The organism is Neobacillus sp., assembly GCF_031988165.1.
In the GTDB taxonomy this organism is placed as follows: Bacteria; Bacillota; Bacilli; order Bacillales; family Cytobacillaceae; genus Neobacillus; species Neobacillus rhizosphaerae.
The window spans coordinates 65,371-86,706 of the sequence record NZ_DALZYO010000022.1 but is presented as its reverse complement, the minus strand read 5'-3'; the positions used below and the strand labels follow the sequence as shown (position 1 = coordinate 86,706).

Sequence of the window (21,336 nt, the reverse complement as noted above, 5' to 3'; positions counted from 1 at the left end):
GGAGCGGAAATCAACAGGCCAGTTTGCAGGGCTAATCCATTATTAAAAAATTGCCGAGAAATATACCCTTTCTCGACAATCTGAGCCGCACAATGTATGCGGCTTTTTGTTATTTTTTGAATAGATAAGAATACTCCCCGTAACCTTCCACTTCAAGTCTTTCTTTCGATATAAACCTTAAGGCGGCGGAATTGATACAATAGCGCAAACCCGTTGGGTCAGGACCATCATTAAATACATGGCCTAAATGAGAATCAGCCAACTTACTCCTTACTTCTGTCCGAGTCATAAAATGACTAAAATCCGCTTTTTCAAGCACTTCTTCTTCTTGAATGGGTTTTGTAAAGCTCGGCCAGCCACAGCCAGCATCAAATTTATCAAGCGAGCTAAAGAGCGGCTTTCCAGAAACAATGTCCACATAAATACCGTCTCTTGTTTCATTCCAATATTCATTTTTAAAAGGCGGCTCTGTTGCATTATTTTGCGTTACCTCATATTGGATTGGTGTTAATTCCTTTTTCAACTGTTCTATCTCTTTATTTTTCATTTTCTTCACCCCAATGCTTTTGAATAAATCCGGCCCGTCCAGAGCCTACATGATAGGACTCATAATGGGCCCTATTTTTCTTATAATAGCCCTGATGATATTCTTCTGCCGGATAAAAGGTCTGTGCCGGAAGAATCGGTGTAACAATTGGTTTAATAAATCGTCCGCTATCCTGGAGCCGTTGTTTTGATTCTTCAGCAAGCCTTTTTTGCTGCTCATCATGGTAAAAAACCGCTGTTTGATAGGAATGTCCGCGATCGTAAAATTGTCCACCCGGATCGGTTGGGTCAATCTGCTGCCAAAATAATTCCAACAGCTTTTCATAAGAAAAAATAGATGGATCATAGTTAATTTGGACTGCTTCATAATGGCCGGTAGTATCTGAACAAACCTGCTGGTATGTCGGGTTTTCAACCGTTCCGCCTGTATAACCAGAAATTACACTTATAATGCCTGGCTGTTCATCAAATGGCTTCACCATACACCAAAAACAGCCGCCGGCAAACGTTGCTAATTGAGTTGCCTTTTCCACGAGTCCACCCCTTTTTTGCAATTCTTGACCTTATTTAAAAGTATACAGAATGTTTCTACAGAAATAAAACTTCTTGGCATGATTAGAAAAGCGCAAACGCCCTGTTCAGCGACGTAAGGGCTGGACTGAACCGACTGAGATAAAGGAAACACGGTGAACGAAGAGAACCGATGTTGACTTATCGTAGGGAGGTGAAGGAAGCACTATAGTCGCTAGGGTGCTTGCGCTGGACAATTTTCAAAGTTCAAAATATAAATTCTTATATGTTTAAAAAAAAGCCGCAACCATTTCCCTGGTTCGGCTAAAAATAGATTAACGGCTCTTCCGCTGTTTTATTTGTTTGTTAATAGTCTTCCATTGTTTTCTTACATCAGCTTGAGCACGTTTATCTGCTTTTCTTTCAATAAATGCGAGCTCCTTTTGCAACTTTGTGTAACTTGTCAACCTTTCAGCTGCAAGCTGCCCCTCATTAATGGCGTTCACCACTGCGCAACCTGGCTCATCCATATGCAGACAATCGCGGAATCGACAATTTTCCGCTAACTCTTCTATCTCAGAAAAGGTTTCCGATAAACCGTCTGAACTTTCCCAAAGCTGCAATTCCCGCATCCCAGGTGTATCAATCAAAACGCAGCCATTCGGTAAGAGAATTAGCTCTCGATGGGTGGTTGTATGTCTTCCCTTATCATCTGCCTCGCGAATTTCCTGTACCAATTGCTTCTCTTCGCCTAATAATCGGTTCGTTAAGGTTGACTTCCCGACTCCAGAGGATCCGAGCAAAGCAATTGTTTTTCCCGGCTCTAAAAATAGTTCAAGCTTTTCAAGTCCTGCAAGAGTTTCAGAGCTAATCGGAATGATGGGAACTCCACCTAATGCAATTGCTTCGACTTCAGCAATTTTCTCCGTAATGTTATGACATAGATCGGCTTTACTTAACACAATAACAGGGTTTGCACCGCTTTCCCATGTCAGTAATAAATAGCGCTCTAATCTCCGTAAATTTAAGTCTTCATTTAAGGAGTTAACAAGAAAAACAGTATCCACGTTTGCCGCAACAATTTGCTCTTCGGCTGTTGCTCCAGCTGATTTTCTTGAAAACTTACTTTTACGCGGTAAAACGGTAATAATCGTTCCCTTTCCTTCTTCAGCCCTCGGCTTTAAGCCGATCCAATCGCCAACGGCGGGGAAATCCTCACGAGCCTTAGAATGAAAGCTGAACTTACCCGATACTTCACATAATAATTCTCCAAATTCCGTCCACACACGATATATCCGCTTATGTTCAAGTGCCACTCGGCCTATTATTAAATCCTCACCCAAGTTCAATTGATCAAAATCTTTTTTTATTATTTCCGTTAATCCCATGTTTAATAAATTCATTCTTATTCCTCCAGCAAATTTTTTTAAAATAAAAAACCATAGGCACACACAGCCCATGGTTTTATTCGCATAAGGGAATAAAGAAGATAAATACTCCTAAAAAGAGGATTTTTGGGCTGTGCAAACAATATTCAAATAATATATATTTCTCACATTTTCAATTAACATTGCACGTCACCCACTTTCAATCTTATTTGTAATAAGTATATGTAATATTTTTTCATTTGTAAATATAAATTGGCTAAATTTCTATTTGCTACCAGGGAGATAGACACCTACCTAATGAAACATGAATAAATTATGTTGTATAAGATTTGATAGGAGATGCTTGTATGTCAGAAACAAGAAACCACGCTGATTACCTTCACAAAGCAGCAATGTATGATTTTTTGGCACAATTTTATAAATACACAAACCCAAGCTTCCACATGCATTTTTATTTAAAACACCTTAAAAACATCAATAAAGCAATGTACATGATGCGAACGAATTCTCAAACAGCACAAAGGGAAGCAAAGGTTCGCGTCCTCCATTCCTCTCATGATTCCCCTAATGTAGACATATATATTAATGGAAAGAGAATGATTAGAGACCTGCCTTTCAAAAATGTCAGTTCAGATCTTTCATTAAAGGCTGGGAAATATCATCTCGATATATACCCGTCTGGAAATATGGTTGATAGTGTATTAAATAAAAAAATAACCGTGGAACCAGGCAAATCGTATACATTGGCTACCATTGACCATGTAAAAAAGATGCGCCTGCTCATGTTTGAAAATCACCCGGGTGTTCCAGCTAATGAGACGAAGGTCCGCTTTATCCATCTTTCACCGGACACTCAGCCACTTGATTTAGCCGTAAAGGGTCGAGATGTTATTTTCCATAATGTTTCCTACAAACAGGCCACAGAATATTTAGGTTTAACCCCAATGACTATAGACCTCGAGGTGAGGCAAGCTGGAAGTAAGACCGTTATCCTTCCTTTGCATCAGCTTAAATTTAATGCTAATGATAGCTACTCGATTGTATTTGTTGGCCTATCAAAAGATAAACCGGAGTTTCAAATGATCAGATTGAAGGATTAAGCACAGACTCACCTCAAAAATTGACGAATAAAAGGTGCCTCAATATAAGAGGCACCTATTTTACAGGGACGAGTATAGTAAATGCAATGTCATCTTTTTTTAAATCAAATTTGTCCGCTTTGATTTTCATTTCACTTTTCATTTTTAATTGCTGCATGTTGATATATACCTGTTTTTTATTTGGTCTAATGTCAACTCCCTTTGGGAGCTTGTAATTTTCACTAATAAAACTTAGTACGTATGAAATAGGCAAGTGCAAACTGCCGATTGCAATCGATTTTTGATTCAATACCAAATCACCATTTTTAAGAGCCTCGGGTTCAAATGTTAATTTCATATTTAACTCTTCACTGAAAAACGGAATGGTTCCATATAACTCCACTTCTTCGCCCAAGATAACACGATAACCGATAGGAGAATCGGCAGCTTGCTCCCGTAAATAATGGTTAATAAGCCGATTTAAATCATATTTATTTGATTTTACATGAAAGGAAACATAATCACCTGTAAGGCCCTTTTGATTATTGCCTTTCCTATCTGAAGTTGGAGTCATAATCAAGGTTAAGATAATAATTGCGGACAAAAGGTTGATTCCTATTAAGAGAAGGAATCCTATTTTCCATTTATTTTTCATAAAAATCTAATTCTCCTCTGTAGTGACCAGGTATGCCTTCTTTTCTAAATCAGGTATTACCCTTTCTTCCAAGGTCTCATTTAATCTCTCAGCAATTAGTTGATAGCCTTTGTCATTTGGATGAAAATTATCAGTATACAAAAGATTTTCATCAGCATGTAAAAACACATCTTCAATTGGGACAAAATAGGCGTTAGGATAATTGACGATGACGCTTTGACCAGCTTTATTCCAATCCGCAACAATCTCATCCATTTCTTTAATATTAGAAAACCATTTCGAAAACGGATTATACAACCCCACTAATACAATGGACACGTTAGGGTTTTCCTGGACAATTGCCTCGATAATTTGTGTTAAATGTTTGCGATAGGATTCTTTCTCCTTCACAAAATCGGAAATTTGCAGGTTAGAAATATTATCCCTTACCACTTTCATGATATCGTTACCGCCAATAGTAATAATAACCAAATCCGATTGTTTAACCAAATCCTTCATTTCTATCGATTGTAGCCTTTTTAATAGCTGAGTGGTCCGATTTCCCTTTACACCATAATTCAAGAAATCAACATGTTGGATGCCTTTTTCTTTTTCAAGCAACGTTTTTAAATATGGCAGGTATCCGCCTTGGTCTGTACTATCACCTACACCTTGTGTTAAGGAGTCACCAGCAGATAGTACCGTCAAATTTTTCGGAAGAAAATCTGCAGGAATTGGTTCAAAAACGGGAGCCGCTGATTTCTTTATCTGGTGTAAGGCCCATTGATCTGATTGACTGCATGAAGATAAGAATAATGCCGAGAGAATTAGAAGAGTGAAAAACTTTTTCATCTTTATTCACCTGCCTTCTAAACTATTTTTATTATAACACGACAGTATTCATTCAAAACAAGTATGTACTATCCTATTCCTACCAAAAAAAATAGACCAATTAAATGGTCTATTGTAATGCTTTGATATCGTGAATAATTTCATCATAGGGAACATTTTTAAAGCCATTATACGATTTTTTAATATTCCCATCCTTATCAACTAAGTAAAGATAGGTTTGATGAATGACCTGATTGCCATCATCAGGTTTTTTGACAAGTGTCTTAAAATTTTTCGCTGCGAATTCTTCAATAAACGCTTGAGAGTACCCTGTTAGAAAGGTCCAGTTTTTAAAATCTACTCCAAATTGATTCCCATAACGGGTTAGGACTTCTGGTGTATCTACCGTTGGATCCACACTAAAAGAGACGAATTCAACATTCTTCAAGCCTTCCTCTTTTACCTTTTTTTGTATTTTTAACATATTGGAGGTCATCGGAGGGCAGACATCCGCACAGCTTGTAAAAATAAAAGTTGAAATCCATACCTTGCCCTTTAAATCTTTTAAACCTAAAGACTTGTTATCTTGAGTTGTTGCCGTAAAATCCTTTACCTGCCAATTCACGGCATTTTCTATTTCTTTTTTTCCACATGCCGACATTAACAGAGAACTAATAACTAAAAAAACTACCATTAACCGAGCCTTCATCGTATCACCTGCAACCTTTTCTTTTCCATATCGTGAATAGTTTAACAAAGTTCTGAAAAAGATGAAAGAAAACTGTCTTAATCTTTGAAGGAAAAAAATAGAGGATGGTGCGTTAGGCACCATCCTGTTTTTTTAGTCGTAGTAATACATTAAGGCAAGTGCACCCGGTCCGGTATGAGTGCTGACAATGGGGCCAGTATAATCAATTTCGATATCCTGAAACCCAGTTAACTCGTATATGCTTTCTTTTATTTTTGTTGATAGTTCATATGCTTCGGCGTGAGCAATACCAACACCGCGGATGGTTTTCTCTTTTATGTCCTCGGCAAATTGCTTGGCCATAAATTTAACGACTTGTGAATGGCTGCGTACCTTCGTAACAGGTGTATACTCTGCACCCTCAAGTGATGCAATCGGTTTAATATTTAACAGCGATCCGATAAAGGCCTTCCCTTTTCCGATTCGTCCACCCTTAACCAAGTTATCTAATGTGTCAACCATAATGTACAGCTTGGTATGATTACGAACAGCCTCTAGTCGGTTGAGGATTTCCTCCATGCTCTTGCCCAGTTTTGCCATCTCAGCAGCTTCCCTAACCTGAAAAGAAAGTGCTTTTGAAATAAACTTTGAATCCACCACAGTTACCTTCGTTTCTGTCATCTGTGCTGCACTTTCAGCGGACCTCACCGTTCCGCTCATTTTGCCGGTCATATGGATGGATAATACCTCATAGCCTTCTTCTCCAAGTCGGTCATAAACCTCAAGAAAAGCACCTATAGAAGGCTGCGAGCTTTTAGGTAATTCTTTGGAACCACTCATACCTTCAATAAATTCAACAGGATTGATATCCACCCGATCTAAGTAGGTTTCTCCATTTATAGTTACTGCCAAAGGCACAATAATAATACCAAGCTTTTCCGCCATATCATTTGTTATATCTAAGGTTGAATCGGTTACAATTTTTATTTTGCTCATACATTCACATCCCTACCATTACTGCCTTGTATTATACAGGTTTCGGCTTTTGAATGAAACACAATCCATCCTTTTCTATAATAAATTTAACATTTAACATTTTTTTGAAAAAAATAATAGAGCATCGATTTCCGATGCTCAAATAGCATTATGCGTTATTCTTTAGTTCTCCGACCTTAAACAGTTGTTCATAGTCCGGCCATTTCATGACCTTTTTCAAATAATCTTTAAAGGAGTAGCATCTTTTTGGCATTTTCTCTTGATAAAGTGATGCAACTAACGTCTGCAAACGGACTTGGATCATAAATTTATAAGTACTATCTTCCTCCAATACAGGAATATCCATGACTTTAACCTTCTGTCCAACAACATTTTTGAACTCTAGGCTTTTAAATAGCAAAATATCAATCCTCTTTTTTACCCGTTTGACTTTATTATACACCCTATTCATCTCGAATTGTGTCTAATTATGCCTGGTTTAGAAAAATATTTGTGAATTATTTACATCACAAACAGACCACTGTTATTTGCTTGCTTTTAGTCAAATGATTCGAAAATAAAAGGTCTAATCCGAGCATTCAATTTTGGATTTTGCTGGAGATAACTATGTTTGATAATAAATAATTTCGGTTTACTTTGTTTGCGGGTTTCAGCGTCACGGGAAGTAATACTGGTGAGGTCCTTGCTGCAGATTGGGCAGACCCATCTATCGGAATCGCTGCTGCTGAAGGATGGTTGATGGCATTTCGGACAGATCTTTTTATACAAAAGGGACAACTCCTTTTCTTCTATTTTTCAAGCACAGATATTTTAGAATTTTTATTAAACTATGTATTTTCAATAGAAAAATGACATCATCAACTTACTAATTTCTGACATAACTGTTCTTATTAAAGAACTTATAGAATGAGTATATGCTATAATAACGACCTTTGAAAATCTTAAAAACAGGCATATTTTCTTAATTAAGAACACTTTTAGTTGTTTTTCTCGTTTTATCTCTTGTTTCCTCATTATTAGATATTTTATAACAAACTGTTAGTTCTTTATAAAACTCAAAAGCTTGGATGAATGAAAATAAGTAAACAAAAAAAATAACCCCCATTTTATAGTAAAAATGGGGGCTATTTTTTTAACAGATTCTCGGAAACATTGTTCCTGATAATCTATTAAGTATTCTTTTGGATCCAAGCGGTGTTTCTAATAACAATTGTCCTTTTTCTTTTCCAATGATGGTACCAATAACGATAGCGTTTTCTCCCTCAGGGAATTCTCGCAATATATCGATAACTTTATCTCTTTCATTTTCAGCAACGACAATAATTGCCTTTCCCTCATTTGCAAGATATAGCGGGTCAAAGCCCAACAGGTCACAGACACCATGTACCTCGTCTTTTACAGGTACATCGATTTCATTTATTTTCATCGTTATATTAAAATCTTCGGCAATTTCAACAAGAGTTGTAGCAAGGCCGCCTCTTGTTGGGTCACGCATAATCCTTACGCCCTTCGAATGCTGTAAGACTTCATCCAGCATTGTATTTAGTGAGGCACAATCACTATTAATCGGGACAGTAATACCTAATTCACCTCTTGCAGTAAGGACAGCTATCCCATGGTCGCCGATAGTTCCTGAAACAATGATAGCATCGCCTTCTTCAAATTCAAGGCTACAACCCATGTTAGGTTGATAAACTCCGATTCCAGTTGTATTAATGTACACTCCATCGGCACTGCCTCGTTCAACTACCTTTGTATCGCCAGCTACAATTACCACGCCTGTTTTATGTGCTTCATTCGCCATATCTAAGACTATTTGCCTTAAATCGGCAACAGGAAAGCCCTCTTCAATGATAAAGCCACAGGTTAAATAAACAGGTTTTGCCCCGCTGACTGCAAGATCATTAACGGTACCGGCTACGGCTAATTTTCCAATAGAACCACCCGGAAAGAAAATTGGTTTAATCACAAACGAATCAGTTGTCACAGCAATTTTACTGTTTGAAATGATGACGGAAGCAGCATCGAACATAGCATCTTTACCATCACCAAATGCATTGATAAATACATCCCGGATTAACCGATGACTTAATTCCCCGCCATCACCGTGTGCTAAGCTAATAAATTTTTCCATCAAAAGCTCTCCCTCATGTATTGATAATAAGCAGCACAGCTTCCTTCGGCCGACACCATACACGGACCAACTGGATTCATTGGGTGACAGGCTTTACCGAACAATGAACATTCATTAGGTGATATTAATCCACGGATGACTTCACCGCAGCGACATTTTGTTTTCCTTGGCTCCCCAACTTCAACCGTAAATCTTTTTTTTGCATTAAACTGGGAGTATTCTGGTTTTAAATCCAGTCCGCTATTGGGAATTACTCCAATGCCGCGCCATGCCTCATCGCATTCCGTTAAATATTTATCCATCCACTGATGGATTACCTGATTCCCGGTTTTCGTTACAATCGATGGATGATTATTAATTATTGCTGCCTGCCCTGTCAGCGCTAATTCGATGGATTTGTAAATACCAAAAAGTAGTTCTGCTGTTTCAAATCCGGTTATCACCCCGGATATATGATATTCATCAACCAAATACTTATAAGAATTTACTCCTAAGACAATGGATACATGGCCTGGGAGTAAAAATCCGTCCAAATTGACTTCTCCCGCATCCAATAAATAGCGGAGAACGGGTTCAACCAGCTTTGTTGTCATCCAGATTGAAAAATTCCCAATACTGCGTTTTTCTGCTTCACCGACCATTAGCGTTAAGATGGGGATGGTCGTTTCAAAGCCAACTCCAAGAAAGATGACTTCTTTATCAGGATTTTCTTCAGCAATCTTAATAGCCTCAACAGGCGAGTATAATACCCGAATATCCTTACCCGCAATCTTCGAATCAAGCAGTGTTTTGGTAGATCCTGGCACGCGCATCATATCACCAAAGGTACAGATAATTCGATTTTCGCCTTCTGCAAGGGCAATCATGGCGTCAATGGATCTTTGGTCGGTCACACAAACTGGGCAGCCAGGGCCAGAAATTAAGTTTACCTCATCTTTCAAGCATTGTTTAACTCCTGTACGAGCTAAAGACATAGTATGTGAGCCGCAAACTTCCATAAATGCTGGCCTTCGTCCAAATTTCTGTTGAAATTCTTTTGCTTTTTCAATGACTGCTTCCACAAGCGGCTTACATATTTCCGGATTACTTGATTGCTTCAGAATTTCGAGCATCGACGAGCTTCCTCCATTCTTCGACACTTTGTTTTGCATAGGTTTCATCGACGATACTCATTGCCTGTCCAGCATGGACAATTACATAATCGCCAATATTTACATCAGGAACAAAAATTATCCCGACTGTTGTTTGTGAACCCATTACATCCACAATCGCACTATATTCATTTTTTTTAACTACCTTTGCTGGTACTCCAACACACATTGGTTAGCACTCCTTTTTGCCGCGGCAACAACCAATTGCCCGTATGATAATCCACCGTCATTACACGGGGTATTTTCAGGTGCAAAGACCCTAAAATCCCGATCTCTTAATTCTGCCGTGATTCTTTTCCGCAAATATCGGTTATGGATACTTCCCCCCGATAACACAACGTCCTTTTTAGCATTTGGATATTTTTCAGACAAACTTTTCATTGTCGAAACAATCGCCTGCACGACTGTTTCGTGGAATCTTCCACTTATTATGGAAACATCTTTTCCTGCTAAAACGTCTAAAGCTATTTCCTTCAACATCGCTCTAAAATCAATCGTTAAAACTTCTTTTTCGAGTATTACAAAGGGATATGGTTCGAATATAAATGCTTCATCTACTAGTTCAGCTAATTGAATCGCCGCTTCTCCATCGTAGCTTGATACCTTTGTCACCCCGCAAATGGCACTAACTGCATCAAACAGCCTACCACATGTACCGGCATAAACAATGTTCAAATTTCTTTCCATCATCCTCTTTAATATATCAAGTTCTATAACCTTATCCGCAAAAATAGCTTTGGCTAGATCTAAACCTTGTTCACCATGAAGGGCAATCAACATCGCAGCCGCATTCCTCCATGGTTCACGAATGCATTTTTCACTTCCGGGAAGAGGAGTATAGTGTAAATGGGCCATACGTTCGAACTCGGTTGCATCTCCGTGGTAGATTTCAAAACCCCAGATCTTGCCGTCTAGACCATATCCTGTTCCGTCAAGAATAATGCCGAAAGCTTTGCCAGAAATTTGATGTTCATCGATACAGGCTGCCATATGGGCATGATGATGCTGAACTTCCATCACTTCAGTAAAATCATATTCCTTCACTAGTTTCTGTATGTGGTAGCCTGGGTGAGTATCGATGACAGCTAGACTATTCGGTGTTTCAATCCATTTCAAAAGATGATCTAATTCCTCCTGATAATGGTTAATCGTTTCAATATTTTCTAAATCCCCAATATGTGGACCTACAAAAATTTGTTCATTTCGGCCAATCGTAAAGGTTGTTTTTTGCTGGCCGCCGAAAGCTACGATTCCTGTAACATCTTTACTGGTTGTAAATGGATCAGGGACATACCCCCTTGATCTACGGAAAAAATCAAGCTTCCCATCATTAATTTGGACAACTGAATCATCAACAGGATGAAGAATTTCCCGGTTATGAACAAGATAATAATCGGCAATGCCAGCTAAGTATTGAAGGGCTTCCTCATCCTTATATAAAATCGGCATCCCTGATGGATTCGCACTTGTCATCACAAGAAAGGGTAACTCAGGGTCAGAAAATAATAAATGATGCAGTGGTGTATAAGGTAGCATCACACCGATTGTGCCCATTCCAGGTGCTACACTTTTTGCTAGTTTATATTGTTTATTTTTTTTGAGAATTATAATGGGTGATTCTGGACTCTCCAATAGTTCACGTTCATCTCTACCTATTTCCCCAAGCTCTTCCACTGTTGAAAGCGAGGAAGCCATAACAGCTAACGGCCGTAATGGCCTTTTTTTTCTATTTCTTAACATAGATACAGCTACTTCATTTTGAGCATCACAGCAAAGGTGGTAGCCGCCAATGCCTTTAATGGCCACAATCTTTCCCTCTTTTAAAAGCTTAATGGCATCCTTAATCGGATTCTCAGAATCAACTTCTTGTCCGTCCGTAAGAAGCAGCCTTACTTTCGGACCGCATTTTGGGCAAGCAATTGGCTGTGCATGATGTCTTCTATTGGTTGGGTCCTCATATTCCTTGCGGCAATCCTCGCACATCGGAAAACTCTTCATCGAAGTATATGGCCGGTCATAGGGCAATTCTTCAATGATTGTGTAGCGGGGTCCACATTGTGTACAGTTAATAAACGGATACTGATAGCGAAAATCATCCGGCTCGTTCATTTCAGTTAAACAATCATCACAAACAGCAGAATCAATCGGAATCACGAGCATCGACGTGCCGCTTCGCTCACTCTCAATAATCGTAAACTCAGTTATATTCAGAAACTCAGCCTTTTCAACCAATATTTCATTGATTTTGGAAAGCCTTGGTGCCTTATTTTTCAAGTCTGATAAAAAGGACTGAATAGATTCGTCCGCTCCCTCTAGGTGAATCTTGACACCGTCCATATTGTTTTGAACGGTGCCATTAAGCTGATATTTATCGGCAAGCTGAAAGACGAACGGACGGAAGCCAACGCCTTGCACCCGCCCCCTGACGGCAATCCTTACTGCTGAACACATTGGAGATAAGCTCCTTCAATCCAGGAAAACCATTCATGCATACCTTCCTGTGTGCGAGCAGAAAGGGAAAATAAGGTAGACTCAGGATTAATTTCTGTTAGGTCTTTTCTAGCTTCTTCAACACTAAAATCTAGATATGGCAATAAATCTATTTTATTTAAAAGCACAAGCTCTGTTCTCATAAACATTTGTGGGTATTTTGGAATTTTATCATTTCCCTCTGGAACACTTAGAACAGCTACTTTATGGTGCTGGCCTAGGTCGTATCCAGAAGGACAAACTAAATTGCCGACATTTTCAATGAAAAGTAAATCAATTTCGTCTAGATCAAATTCGGCTAATGTGGCAGCAACCATACGGGCATCAAGATGGCAGCCGCCATGGGTATTGATTTGTACTGCTTTTGCACCCATTGCACGAATTCGATCAGCATCCCTTTCTGTCGCTAAATCACCTTCAATGACGGCAATCCGATATTTCCCTGAAAGTTCTCTAACTGTTTCCTCCAATAGAGTTGTCTTACCTGCACCGGGAGAACTCATCAGATTTATTACTAAGGTTTTCGTATTTTGGAATAACTCTCGATTGAACTCTGCAGCCTTATTGTTATTTGTTAATACATCCGTTCTTAAAGTTATTTTCATTTTCAATTTCTCCCTTCGTACGATAAAATCTGGAATGTTTCCCCCGATAGTACCTTCCCAGAAGGGACAAGACAGCTCGGACAAAGAGCTATTTTCTGGTCAGGTCGATATTCCAATTCACAGAGGACACATTTTGCTTTTGCTTCTTCAATGTGTAGAACAAGTTCAGCAGTTTCTGTAAACAGATGCAAATTTTGATCTCGGAAAATATCAAATGCCATTCTTAACGCATCTGGCATAGCATTGGAGATTTCTCCAACAATTAATTCAACCTTATCTATTTGTTGAATTCCTTTGTCAGAGGCATCCTCCTGAATAAGCTGGAGGATATCTCCCATTAATGACATTTCATGCATCGCTACCACCCTGTCTCTTGTACTCCTGAAACCCAATTAAATAGGTGTCGTTCTTAAGTTTTATTGGGTAGGAATTGAGTTGTAAATCGCCAGATTGAGATTTAAAATTATATTCATTTTGACAATTCAAACATTTCCCAGTTGAATATAGTGTTGTTAGAATAATAATATTCGAACATACAGGACATACGCCATCCACTGCCTGCATGTTCGTTCCGATACGTGTTACTATAACGGGTTTACCATTAATAAATTTCATTTCAAGGTCGGAATTAAACTCATATTCTTTCATAATGGGGTGCCAAGTTATTCCCAGCACCCGATCAGCTGCAACTTCTATTTTTTCCAAATCCTCACTTAAAAAAGGTTCATAAACTGACTTAACTGTTTGAAAAAGGCTACTCCCCATTTCTTTAAAAAAGTCGCCTCTTCTCATAGGAGATTTCTCCAGTTATTTATTTGATCGATGACCACTTTAGCCAATTCTCCTAGCTTACTTTGATTGATCTCAGTAAGTTCGACACCTAATTCAAGTGATGTGGGCTGCATCCCAAACATGACGATCTGTTTAGGGTAGCGCTCCCTCATCTTTGCCGCTAGCAGGACTTCTTGGAATCCCATTTGATGGACAGACATTTTAATTCCAAAATAGGCAGGAATTTCATCTCCAACTAGGGTAATAATCGTGCCACCTTGCTTTCCAGCATTTATGGCATCAATAATTATTAAGTTTTCAGCATCTTCTACTGGGCCAAGTAACTTCATTCCGTCTGTTAAGCCCTCAACAATTTCTATATTTTCAACATCCTTTAATGCTTCTTCTAGCAATGGCAAAAGGTGGATGCCAACACCCTCATCTGAAAAGAGGGTGTTGCCAATTCCTAAAATCGTTATTTTTTCATCTATTTTTTTATTTTCCATCCTTTTCACCTACTGATTTTTTCGTTGTTGTCTTATAGCCAGTAATCATTGATGAAATCGAACCGTTTCGTTCAAGATAGTCATCTCGGAATGCCATATAAATGTGGATAACCATAAAAAGCATAAAGCTCCAAGCAGCAAGATGATGCCATGAGCGAAGCGTGTAGCTTTCACCGCCAAACAAATATGGTACCCAAACAAACAGCTTTGCCCAGAAAGATTCTTGTTGTGGTTCAAAATACATATAAAATCCTGTTAACATCACGATCCATGAACCAAGGCCGATAAAAATCCAGTAGCTTAATTGCGCTAAAGGGTTATGACCGACGTAATGAGGCTTTTTATTTTTCAAAAATAAATAATACTTGATTGTTTCGAATACTTCTTTCCAAAAAATCCATCTTAAAGGGTTGGATGTCGCAAATTTATTTCCGACCGCAACCCAATACAAACGAAACATGAGACAAATAACAAATAAGAAAGCAGCAAAAAAGTGAATATATCTCATCCAGCCCATTAGATTGGAAAAATAGGCTTCTTCGGGAATTCCTGCTGAAGCAAACGGCTTTCCAATATAAATTCCTGTCCCCATTAACAGGAGGATAGCCAACATATTTACCCAGTGGAAAATCCTTACTGGCAGCTGCCAAACATAGGCTCTCACTTCATTATTAATTTGTTTGTAGACAATTGGCCTTTCGGGGTGAAACGTATTCTCACTGTTAATCCCTGGTTTTTCATGGGATGGTCCTGGCGTTTGAGTCGGAATATTTGGCATGAGTTCAGCCATATGTCTCTCTCCTAACCTAAACGAATTTCAGTCGTATTATTAGTTTCCAAATCTGTTAAATGGACTGCACAGGCAAGACATGGATCAAAAGAATGGATGATTCGCATAATTTCTAGAGGTTGTTCTTTATCTAACATCGGTGTACCTTTAAGGGCAGCCTCATATGCACCAATCTTGTTTTTATGATCGCGAGGTGAAGCATTCCAGGTAGAAGGAACCACAGCTTGATAGTTATGCGTTTTTCCATCTTTAATATCAATCCAGTGTCCTAGTGCTCCGCGTGGTGCTTCCATCCAGCCCACACCTTTTGCCCGTTCTGGCCAAGTATTTGGTTCCCATTTTGAACGGTCAAATGTAGTTTGGTTACCGCTTTTCACATTTTTCAATAATTCATCCATATCATTACGTAACCAGCCCGAGATTAGGACGCTTTCCAATCCACGAGCAACAGTGCGGCCCAATGCTGATTGTAAGGCAGTGATTGGGAGATCAAGCTTTTTCAATGTATCGTCGACAATATTAACAATCTCTTCTTTTCCAGATGCATAGCCAACAATCATCCTTGCGAGAGGTCCTGTCTCCATCGGATGCTCTTTCCATCGTGGAGCTTTTAACCAGCTATATTGCTTTTCAGTATCCAATGTTTTAAACGGTGCTTGTGGTCCTGTGTAATTTAATGTGGTCTCACCTTCAAATGGATGCTTTCCTACTCCGCCTTCTTTTCCATCATAGGTGTACCATGAGTGATCAACAAACTCCTGCACATGTTTAGGGTCTTTAAGATCAACATCTAAAACTTCTTTCAGATTTCCATTTAAGATGATTCCTCTCGGCATACGATAGAGTTTCGTGTCGTAAATATCGCCCGTTGAAAAATCACCATAGCAAAGGTAATTATTCAAGCCTCCCCCATATGTCCAATCCTTATAATAAGATCCGATTGCAAGTAAATCAGGAATATAAACTTGATTAACAAAATCTCTCGCTTGATCGATTATCTGTGATACATGCATCAATCTCTCAGCGTGCACGCCATTATCGCTATCAATATCAAGCGGAGTTGCCATTCCACCAACCACATAATGTGGGTGAGGGTTTTTCCCGCCAAAAATCGTATGAATTTTGACTATTTCTTTTTGCCAATCCAATGCTTCGAGATAATGTGCCACAGCTAATAGGTTAACTTCTGGTGGCAGCTTATAAGCTTTATGTCCCCAATAGCCATTAGCAAAAATGCCAAGTTGGCCACTTTCCACTAATTTCTTCACTTTATTTTGTACATCAGTGAAGTATCCTGGAGATGATTTTGGCCAATTTGAGATCGATTGAGCAATTCGTGATGTTTCAGCAGGGTTTGCTTTCGTTGCACTCACAATATCGACCCAATCCAATGCATGCAAATGGTAAAAATGGACCACATGATCGTGAACAAATTGAGCTTCGTTCATAATGTCACGGATTAAATGGGCATTTCGTGGTATTTTTATTTTTAATGCATCCTCTACTGCCCGTATGGAAGTAAGCGCGTGTACTGTTGTACATACACCACATATTCTCTGTATAAATGCCCAAACATCTCTTGGATCACGGTCTTTAACGATGAGCTCAAGTCCGCGGACAGACGTTCCAGAACTGAATGCTTCCTTAATAACTCCTTTTTCATCTACATCTACTTCTACACGAAGGTGACCTTCAATTCTCGTTATTGGATCTACTACTATGCGCTCACTCATTCTTCTTCACCTCGTTTGTCATCTCGCTTCTTCTTAAATACCGTTCCTGCAGCATGAACGGCAATTCCAGCAGTGGTTGCACCAATGGCTGCTAAGCCAACAGCGTCTGGATTAATAGTAGTTTGTGTTCCAGGTATTTTCGCTCTTCTTGTATAAAAAGGACCATTATCCCAGAAGTCCTTTTCTGAACAACCGAAACATGGATTTCCAGATTGAATAGGATAGCTTACGCCGCCATTCCAGCGCATTTCTGCACAGGAGTTATAGGTTGTCGGGCCTTTACAGCCGACTTTATATAAACAATAGCCTTGTTTAGCCCCTTCATCGTCAAAATTCTCAACAAATAAACCGGCATCAAAATAAGCTCGGCGGTTACATTTATCATGGATGCGGTGACGATAAAAAGCTTTCGGACGGCCGAACTGGTCTAATTCAGGTAATTTTCCAAAAGTAATGATATGGGCAATAACTCCAGTCATTACCTCAGCAATTGGTGGACACCCTGGAACAAGAATAGTAGGAGTATTCTTTACAAAACTGGTAACTGGCTTTGCTCCAGTAGGGTTTGGATGGGCAGCAGCAATTCCACCCCAAGATGAACAAGAACCATAGGCAACAATCGCCTTTGCTCCTGCTGCCATTTCTAGGAATGTTTCCTTGGCTGATTGACCTGCAACGGTTAAGTATGCATCATTATCAGGAATGCTTCCTTCCACGGCAAGAATATATTCTCCTTTATATTTCTCAAAGACTTGTTTCATGGATGCTTCAGCTTGATGACCAGATGGTGCAGAAAGTACTTCAGAATATTCTAGTGAAATCATTTCTAGTAAAACGCTTTCAGTCTTTGGTTGTGATGACCGAATAAATGATTCCGAACAACCTGTGCAATCCTGGAATTGCAGCCATACAACTGGTACTCTTGTTTTTGTTTCCATGGCCTTAACAACTTGATCAGATTGGGTAAACTCCAAACCTAGTGTAGCGGCTAGTGCCGTGCACATTTTCAGGAAGTCCCTCCGGCTAAATCCATGGTCGATTGCGGCTTCATATACTGTTTTCTGTCTCTTCATCCGCTTTCTCCTCCACTTATCATAAAAATAATAGAAACATTTGATTGCAATGTAATTGTAGAATACAACTGCAACTAAAGTCCTGAATAATCAAAAAAATACACAAATAATTCTTAACTGTATTTTAATAGTGGTTTTAGTAAATAAATTAAATAAAAGGTTATAGACAACTGCAAATATTTTTCTAAAATAGTAAAAAACAAAAAAGACCTAAAGAGATTAACACCTCTTTAGGTCTTTTTATACTTCTATTATTTCTTCCTCTTCTTGCTGAAGATTTCTCATTCGTTTTCGGTAAACAAATTTTGATAAATTAATACTGATTTCATAAAGAAGCAGGAGTGGTAAGGTTACAACAAAATCGGACATAAAGTCTGGTGGTGTAATAACAACAGCGATAATAATAAGAACAAAATATGCATATTTTCGAACTTTCCCTAAAACAAACGGATTAATTATACCTAGTGAGGTTAAAAACATCACTACTACTGGAAGTTCGAACAATACTCCGAATGGAAGGGTCATATTCATAATAAAGCTAAAGTATCTTTCAGCAGTAAAGTTTGTAACGAACATATCTTGACCCATGTTCACCAAAAACTTTAGAACCATCGGGAAGATAACGAAATACCCAAAAGAAAGGCCCAGTAGAAATAAGAAAAATAATGCAGGTACATATGAAAGGGTTATTTTTCTTTCTTTCGGTCTTAGCGCCGGCTTTACGAACAACCAAATTTGTAACGCTAAAACAGGAATCGTCCCCGCTACAGCAATAACGGTTGCAATCATGAAATAAATCCACATTATATCACTTGGTCCAAGGACCATCAGTTTTGTATCGCCAGCAAACCAACGATAAATATTATCAACATAAATAAAACCGACGATAAAAAAGGCAACAAATGCAAGTGCAGAAATAATAATCCGTTTGCGCAATTCCTCTAAATGATCAACTAAATTTAATTCTTTATCTTCCATGTACTTCCCCTGCCAATTTCATAGGTTGAAAATAAACACGCTGATAATAAATCTATAGAATCAGCGTGCCCGAACACCCGTAAAAATACTCACTATTAAATTAAGTGTACCTCACGAAAATCAAATTCACTAAATTTACACCTATTCACACGTCTTATAGTTAAAAACGTTAAGAGAAAAGGTGCAAGACGCTATATCTTACACCCTATTTAGTCAAATTTTTCTTTTCTTCATCAATGTCTTTCATTACATCGTCTGTAAGCTCACGTGTTGACTTCTTAAATTCTTTTAATGTTTGTCCAAAGGCACGTCCAATTTCAGGAAGTTTTTTTGGTCCAAAAATGATAAGTGCAAGCGTTAAAATTAAAATTAATCCCGGAACTCCGATATTTGAAAACATGGATTAACATCCCCTTCAAAGATTGTATATTTCTACTATGATTATAGTATCGAAAATTAATTTTGAGTTAATAATTCGAAATAATTCATAGTAAATTCACAATATCCATAAAAATAAGCGTCTATGTGATATTTAGCATTTCCTTTTTTATCCCTATTTAAATCTCTATAGACAATTTAACAATAACCATTACTTAAGTCAATGCTTCGTATTTATGGTGGAATTTTTAAAATATTTTGACAAATGGATATTTTTTGCATATAATTTGAACAATAGAAACATATACTAATGAAAATTATAAACCAAATGGATTGGATGTGATGAGGATGGAATTTTCACTTTGCAGTTTTGATGGAGCCCTCCCTGTAGAGGTAACAATTGATGATGACAATGGAAGATACACCATTCGAAAAAGCGACCGAAGTGGCGAATATTTTAATAGCCCAATTGAATTAATTACTTGGGTTAAAACACATTTCCGTGAAGAAGAATTTTGCCATCCCCATGAATTCAGAGGTATGCTTGCAAAATTAACAGACTATGAATTAAATGGATCGCCATTCTAATCTTACTTTAGGAAAAAGCACCAGCATAATTGCTGATGCTCTTTTTTATTTTGCCTTGCTGACCAGACCAGTTTCCTTTACAAGGCAGAAATTAGGATTTACGTTTATATTTCCTAAATTCATAATCGTAAGGGTTTTTTTCATTCTTTATCCCTTTTTCACAGGATACGAGTTCCCACTTAGTTTGAATAAATTCTGGGAAGAAAGTGTCACCTTCAAACTCTTTATGAATAAGAGTGATGTAAAGACATTCTGCAAAGGAAAATGTTTCCTTGAAAATTTCTGCTCCGCCAATCACAAAAATTTCATCATTTTGATTACGGCAGTACTTTACAAACTCCTCTACTGAGTAAAAAATGGTACATTCCTCACTTTGATAATCTTGCTGGCGGGTAATGACGATATTCTCCCGGCCCGGAAGCACACGGCCAATCGACTCATGCGTTTTTCTCCCCATTGCAATCGGATGCCCAAGCGTTATTTTTTTGAAAAACTTTAAATCTTCAGGCAGATGCCAAGGTAATTGATTATCCTTTCCAATCACTTTATTTTCGTCCATAGCGACAATAAAGGAAATCATACACTGACCATCCCCTTAATATGCGGATGTGGATCATATCCTTCTAATGTAAAATCTTCAAAATTAAAAGAGTAAATATCCTTTACATTCGGATTCATTTTAAGGATTGGCAGTGGCCTTGGTTCTCTATCCATTTGCTGTTTTATTTGCTCTAGATGGTTTTGATAGATATGAACATCTCCAAATGTATGAATGAATTCACCTGGCTTTAAATCGCATACCTTTGCAATCATTAAAGTTAATAAGGCATAGGATGCGATGTTAAACGGTACCCCTAAGAAAACATCTGCTGAACGTTGGTATAGCTGACAGGACAATTTCCCATTTGCCACATTAAATTGGAACAAACAATGACACGGCGGCAGCGCCATATCATCAATTTCAGCTACATTCCAGGCATTGACAAGCAGTCTTCTTGAATTTGGGTTCGTTTTAATTTGATCAATTAATTCGCTAATTTGATCCACAGTTTTTCCATTTGCACCTGTCCATGAACGCCATTGGTACCCGTAGACCGGACCAAGCTCTCCATTTTCATCAGCCCATTCATTCCAGATACGGACTCCATTCTCCTGTAAATAGCGAACGTTGGTATCTCCTTTTAAAAACCAAAGCAATTCATGAATAATTGATTTTAAATGAAGTTTTTTTGTAGTAAGAAGTGGAAATCCTTCTTCCAAATTAAATCTCATTTGATAACCAAAGGTGCTGATCGTTCCTGTACCTGTACGATCGCCCTTCACGGTACCAGTTTTTAACACATGCTCACATAATTGTAAATATTGCTTCACATCGGACACTCCCTTAACTGCGATTCATATTTTTTCATTTTAACATATATGACCGGTTATAAAACGATTTCAAGAATTTCAAGCACAAGAAAAAGC

The 21,336-nt window shown here is 38.3% G+C and carries 26 protein-coding genes; 2 read left to right on the top strand and 24 right to left on the bottom strand.

Features of this window, described 5'->3' with window-relative positions; genetic code table 11:
• Nucleotides 1-109: 109 nt before the first annotated feature.
• The 3 genes from msrB to rsgA all read right to left on the bottom strand — a co-directional run bounded on the left by msrB (nucleotide 110) and on the right by rsgA (nucleotide 2,459).
• Nucleotides 110-547, bottom strand: a complete 438-nt coding sequence (gene msrB, locus RTR43_RS14815; protein WP_312473012.1) for a peptide-methionine (R)-S-oxide reductase MsrB — start codon at nucleotides 545-547, stop codon at nucleotides 110-112.
• On the bottom strand, nucleotides 537-1,079 hold the full coding sequence (gene msrA / locus RTR43_RS14810; RefSeq protein WP_312473011.1) for a peptide-methionine (S)-S-oxide reductase MsrA: 543 nt from the start codon (nucleotides 1,077-1,079) through the stop codon (nucleotides 537-539). Before msrA ends, msrB begins: the two co-directional genes overlap by 11 nt.
• Before the next feature lie 312 nt (nucleotides 1,080-1,391).
• Entirely contained in the window at nucleotides 1,392-2,459 is a 1,068-nt protein-coding gene (rsgA, locus tag RTR43_RS14805; RefSeq protein WP_312473010.1) for a ribosome small subunit-dependent GTPase A, read from the bottom strand.
• A gap of 332 nt (nucleotides 2,460-2,791) precedes the next feature.
• Here rsgA and RTR43_RS14800 point away from each other — a divergent pair, with 332 nt between their 5' ends.
• On the top strand, nucleotides 2,792-3,544 hold the full coding sequence (locus RTR43_RS14800; RefSeq protein ID WP_312473009.1) for a DUF4397 domain-containing protein: 753 nt from the start codon (nucleotides 2,792-2,794) through the stop codon (nucleotides 3,542-3,544).
• Between the two features lie 55 nt (nucleotides 3,545-3,599).
• On the opposite strand, the gene RTR43_RS14795 is transcribed toward RTR43_RS14800, so the two are convergent.
• From RTR43_RS14795 to RTR43_RS14705, 19 genes are all read right to left on the bottom strand, one after another.
• Nucleotides 3,600-4,178, bottom strand: coding sequence for a YpmS family protein (locus tag RTR43_RS14795; RefSeq protein ID WP_312473008.1), 579 nt, complete (start codon nucleotides 4,176-4,178; stop codon nucleotides 3,600-3,602).
• Nucleotides 4,179-4,184: 6 nt separating this feature from the next.
• Nucleotides 4,185-5,009: an SGNH/GDSL hydrolase family protein gene (locus tag RTR43_RS14790; RefSeq protein WP_312473007.1), complete on the bottom strand. Its 825-nt coding sequence runs from the start codon at nucleotides 5,007-5,009 to the stop codon at nucleotides 4,185-4,187.
• Between the two features lie 109 nt (nucleotides 5,010-5,118).
• Nucleotides 5,119-5,682, bottom strand: coding sequence for an SCO family protein (locus tag RTR43_RS14785; RefSeq protein ID WP_312473006.1), 564 nt, complete (start codon nucleotides 5,680-5,682; stop codon nucleotides 5,119-5,121).
• A 147-nt stretch (nucleotides 5,683-5,829) separates the two neighbouring features.
• Nucleotides 5,830-6,672 (bottom strand): DegV family protein, encoded by an 843-nt coding sequence (locus RTR43_RS14780; RefSeq protein ID WP_248735804.1) that lies wholly within the window; start codon nucleotides 6,670-6,672, stop codon nucleotides 5,830-5,832.
• Between the two features lie 148 nt (nucleotides 6,673-6,820).
• Complete coding sequence (locus RTR43_RS14775) at nucleotides 6,821-7,072, bottom strand: DUF2535 family protein (protein WP_312473005.1); 252 nt, start codon at nucleotides 7,070-7,072, stop codon at nucleotides 6,821-6,823.
• 137 nt (nucleotides 7,073-7,209) lie between these two features.
• A complete protein-coding gene (locus RTR43_RS14770; RefSeq protein WP_312473004.1) occupies nucleotides 7,210-7,440 on the bottom strand; it encodes a hypothetical protein in 231 nt (76 codons plus the stop codon).
• A gap of 364 nt (nucleotides 7,441-7,804) precedes the next feature.
• Complete coding sequence (hypE, locus tag RTR43_RS14765; RefSeq protein ID WP_312473003.1) at nucleotides 7,805-8,806, bottom strand: hydrogenase expression/formation protein HypE; 1,002 nt, start codon at nucleotides 8,804-8,806, stop codon at nucleotides 7,805-7,807.
• Complete coding sequence (gene hypD / locus RTR43_RS14760; protein ID WP_312473002.1) at nucleotides 8,806-9,918, bottom strand: hydrogenase formation protein HypD; 1,113 nt, start codon at nucleotides 9,916-9,918, stop codon at nucleotides 8,806-8,808. Before hypD ends, hypE begins: the two co-directional genes overlap by 1 nt.
• Nucleotides 9,890-10,126, bottom strand: a complete 237-nt coding sequence (locus RTR43_RS14755; RefSeq protein WP_248735809.1) for a HypC/HybG/HupF family hydrogenase formation chaperone — start codon at nucleotides 10,124-10,126, stop codon at nucleotides 9,890-9,892. The genes hypD and RTR43_RS14755 overlap by 29 nt, the downstream gene beginning before the upstream one ends.
• Complete coding sequence (hypF, locus tag RTR43_RS14750) at nucleotides 10,099-12,408, bottom strand: carbamoyltransferase HypF (RefSeq protein ID WP_312473001.1); 2,310 nt, start codon at nucleotides 12,406-12,408, stop codon at nucleotides 10,099-10,101. The genes RTR43_RS14755 and hypF overlap by 28 nt, the downstream gene beginning before the upstream one ends.
• Nucleotides 12,393-13,052 carry a hydrogenase nickel incorporation protein HypB gene (gene hypB / locus RTR43_RS14745; protein ID WP_312473000.1) on the bottom strand — a complete coding sequence of 220 codons (660 nt, stop codon included), beginning with the start codon at nucleotides 13,050-13,052 and terminating at the stop codon, nucleotides 12,393-12,395. Before hypB ends, hypF begins: the two co-directional genes overlap by 16 nt.
• 2 nt (nucleotides 13,053-13,054) lie before the next feature.
• Nucleotides 13,055-13,408, bottom strand: coding sequence for a hydrogenase maturation nickel metallochaperone HypA/HybF (locus RTR43_RS14740; RefSeq protein ID WP_312472999.1), 354 nt, complete (start codon nucleotides 13,406-13,408; stop codon nucleotides 13,055-13,057).
• The gene (locus tag RTR43_RS14735) at nucleotides 13,401-13,844 is read right to left on the bottom strand and encodes a hypothetical protein (RefSeq protein WP_312472997.1); all 444 of its coding nucleotides are present in this window, start codon (nucleotides 13,842-13,844) and stop codon (nucleotides 13,401-13,403) included. Before RTR43_RS14735 ends, RTR43_RS14740 begins: the two co-directional genes overlap by 8 nt.
• Entirely contained in the window at nucleotides 13,841-14,329 is a 489-nt protein-coding gene (locus RTR43_RS14730; protein ID WP_312472996.1) for a HyaD/HybD family hydrogenase maturation endopeptidase, read from the bottom strand. Before RTR43_RS14730 ends, RTR43_RS14735 begins: the two co-directional genes overlap by 4 nt.
• Nucleotides 14,319-15,119: a Ni/Fe-hydrogenase, b-type cytochrome subunit gene (gene cybH / locus RTR43_RS14725; protein ID WP_312472995.1), complete on the bottom strand. Its 801-nt coding sequence runs from the start codon at nucleotides 15,117-15,119 to the stop codon at nucleotides 14,319-14,321. Before cybH ends, RTR43_RS14730 begins: the two co-directional genes overlap by 11 nt.
• 11 nt (nucleotides 15,120-15,130) lie before the next feature.
• Nucleotides 15,131-16,852: a nickel-dependent hydrogenase large subunit gene (locus RTR43_RS14720; protein WP_312472993.1), complete on the bottom strand. Its 1,722-nt coding sequence runs from the start codon at nucleotides 16,850-16,852 to the stop codon at nucleotides 15,131-15,133.
• The gene (locus RTR43_RS14715) at nucleotides 16,849-17,925 is read right to left on the bottom strand and encodes a hydrogenase small subunit (RefSeq protein ID WP_312472992.1); all 1,077 of its coding nucleotides are present in this window, start codon (nucleotides 17,923-17,925) and stop codon (nucleotides 16,849-16,851) included. Before RTR43_RS14715 ends, RTR43_RS14720 begins: the two co-directional genes overlap by 4 nt.
• A gap of 240 nt (nucleotides 17,926-18,165) precedes the next feature.
• Nucleotides 18,166-18,903 (bottom strand): twin-arginine translocase subunit TatC, encoded by a 738-nt coding sequence (gene tatC / locus RTR43_RS14710; RefSeq protein WP_312472990.1) that lies wholly within the window; start codon nucleotides 18,901-18,903, stop codon nucleotides 18,166-18,168.
• 205 nt (nucleotides 18,904-19,108) lie between these two features.
• Nucleotides 19,109-19,303: a twin-arginine translocase TatA/TatE family subunit gene (locus tag RTR43_RS14705; RefSeq protein ID WP_066256906.1), complete on the bottom strand. Its 195-nt coding sequence runs from the start codon at nucleotides 19,301-19,303 to the stop codon at nucleotides 19,109-19,111.
• Nucleotides 19,304-19,629: 326 nt separating this feature from the next.
• On the opposite strand from RTR43_RS14705, the gene RTR43_RS14700 reads away from it, so the two are divergent.
• Nucleotides 19,630-19,869 carry a hypothetical protein gene (locus tag RTR43_RS14700; RefSeq protein ID WP_312472985.1) on the top strand — a complete coding sequence of 80 codons (240 nt, stop codon included), beginning with the start codon at nucleotides 19,630-19,632 and terminating at the stop codon, nucleotides 19,867-19,869.
• Nucleotides 19,870-19,960: 91 nt separating this feature from the next.
• Here RTR43_RS14700 and RTR43_RS14695 read toward each other — a convergent pair whose 3' ends face one another.
• Nucleotides 19,961-20,449 (bottom strand): dihydrofolate reductase, encoded by a 489-nt coding sequence (locus tag RTR43_RS14695; RefSeq protein ID WP_312472984.1) that lies wholly within the window; start codon nucleotides 20,447-20,449, stop codon nucleotides 19,961-19,963.
• The gene (locus tag RTR43_RS14690; RefSeq protein ID WP_312472983.1) at nucleotides 20,446-21,240 is read right to left on the bottom strand and encodes a thymidylate synthase; all 795 of its coding nucleotides are present in this window, start codon (nucleotides 21,238-21,240) and stop codon (nucleotides 20,446-20,448) included. Before RTR43_RS14690 ends, RTR43_RS14695 begins: the two co-directional genes overlap by 4 nt.
• Nucleotides 21,241-21,336: the final 96 nt, after the last annotated feature.

Excerpts from the sequence above, each read along its gene's own strand:
- msrB (WP_312473012.1), bottom strand. The coding sequence starts at position 547 with ATGAAAAATAAAGAGATAGAACAGTTGAAAAAGGAATTAACACCAATC.
- rsgA (WP_312473010.1), bottom strand. The coding sequence starts at position 2,459 with ATGAATTTATTAAACATGGGATTAACGGAAATAATAAAAAAAGATTTT.
- RTR43_RS14800 (WP_312473009.1), top strand. The coding sequence starts at position 2,792 with ATGTCAGAAACAAGAAACCACGCTGATTACCTTCACAAAGCAGCAATG.
- RTR43_RS14795 (WP_312473008.1), bottom strand. The coding sequence starts at position 4,178 with ATGAAAAATAAATGGAAAATAGGATTCCTTCTCTTAATAGGAATCAAC.
- RTR43_RS14790 (WP_312473007.1), bottom strand. The coding sequence starts at position 5,009 with ATGAAAAAGTTTTTCACTCTTCTAATTCTCTCGGCATTATTCTTATCT.
- RTR43_RS14785 (WP_312473006.1), bottom strand. The coding sequence starts at position 5,682 with ATGGTAGTTTTTTTAGTTATTAGTTCTCTGTTAATGTCGGCATGTGGA.
- RTR43_RS14780 (WP_248735804.1), bottom strand. The coding sequence starts at position 6,672 with ATGAGCAAAATAAAAATTGTAACCGATTCAACCTTAGATATAACAAAT.
- hypE (WP_312473003.1), bottom strand. The coding sequence starts at position 8,806 with ATGGAAAAATTTATTAGCTTAGCACACGGTGATGGCGGGGAATTAAGT.
- hypD (WP_312473002.1), bottom strand. The coding sequence starts at position 9,918 with ATGCTCGAAATTCTGAAGCAATCAAGTAATCCGGAAATATGTAAGCCG.
- RTR43_RS14755 (WP_248735809.1), bottom strand. The coding sequence starts at position 10,126 with ATGTGTGTTGGAGTACCAGCAAAGGTAGTTAAAAAAAATGAATATAGT.
- hypF (WP_312473001.1), bottom strand. The coding sequence starts at position 12,408 with ATGTGTTCAGCAGTAAGGATTGCCGTCAGGGGGCGGGTGCAAGGCGTT.
- hypB (WP_312473000.1), bottom strand. The coding sequence starts at position 13,052 with ATGAAAATAACTTTAAGAACGGATGTATTAACAAATAACAATAAGGCT.
- RTR43_RS14740 (WP_312472999.1), bottom strand. The coding sequence starts at position 13,408 with ATGCATGAAATGTCATTAATGGGAGATATCCTCCAGCTTATTCAGGAG.
- RTR43_RS14735 (WP_312472997.1), bottom strand. The coding sequence starts at position 13,844 with ATGAGAAGAGGCGACTTTTTTAAAGAAATGGGGAGTAGCCTTTTTCAA.
- RTR43_RS14730 (WP_312472996.1), bottom strand. The coding sequence starts at position 14,329 with ATGGAAAATAAAAAAATAGATGAAAAAATAACGATTTTAGGAATTGGC.
- cybH (WP_312472995.1), bottom strand. The coding sequence starts at position 15,119 with ATGGCTGAACTCATGCCAAATATTCCGACTCAAACGCCAGGACCATCC.
- RTR43_RS14720 (WP_312472993.1), bottom strand. The coding sequence starts at position 16,852 with ATGAGTGAGCGCATAGTAGTAGATCCAATAACGAGAATTGAAGGTCAC.
- RTR43_RS14715 (WP_312472992.1), bottom strand. The coding sequence starts at position 17,925 with ATGAAGAGACAGAAAACAGTATATGAAGCCGCAATCGACCATGGATTT.
- tatC (WP_312472990.1), bottom strand. The coding sequence starts at position 18,903 with ATGGAAGATAAAGAATTAAATTTAGTTGATCATTTAGAGGAATTGCGC.
- RTR43_RS14705 (WP_066256906.1), bottom strand. The coding sequence starts at position 19,303 with ATGTTTTCAAATATCGGAGTTCCGGGATTAATTTTAATTTTAACGCTT.
- RTR43_RS14700 (WP_312472985.1), top strand. The coding sequence starts at position 19,630 with ATGGAATTTTCACTTTGCAGTTTTGATGGAGCCCTCCCTGTAGAGGTA.
- RTR43_RS14695 (WP_312472984.1), bottom strand. The coding sequence starts at position 20,449 with ATGATTTCCTTTATTGTCGCTATGGACGAAAATAAAGTGATTGGAAAG.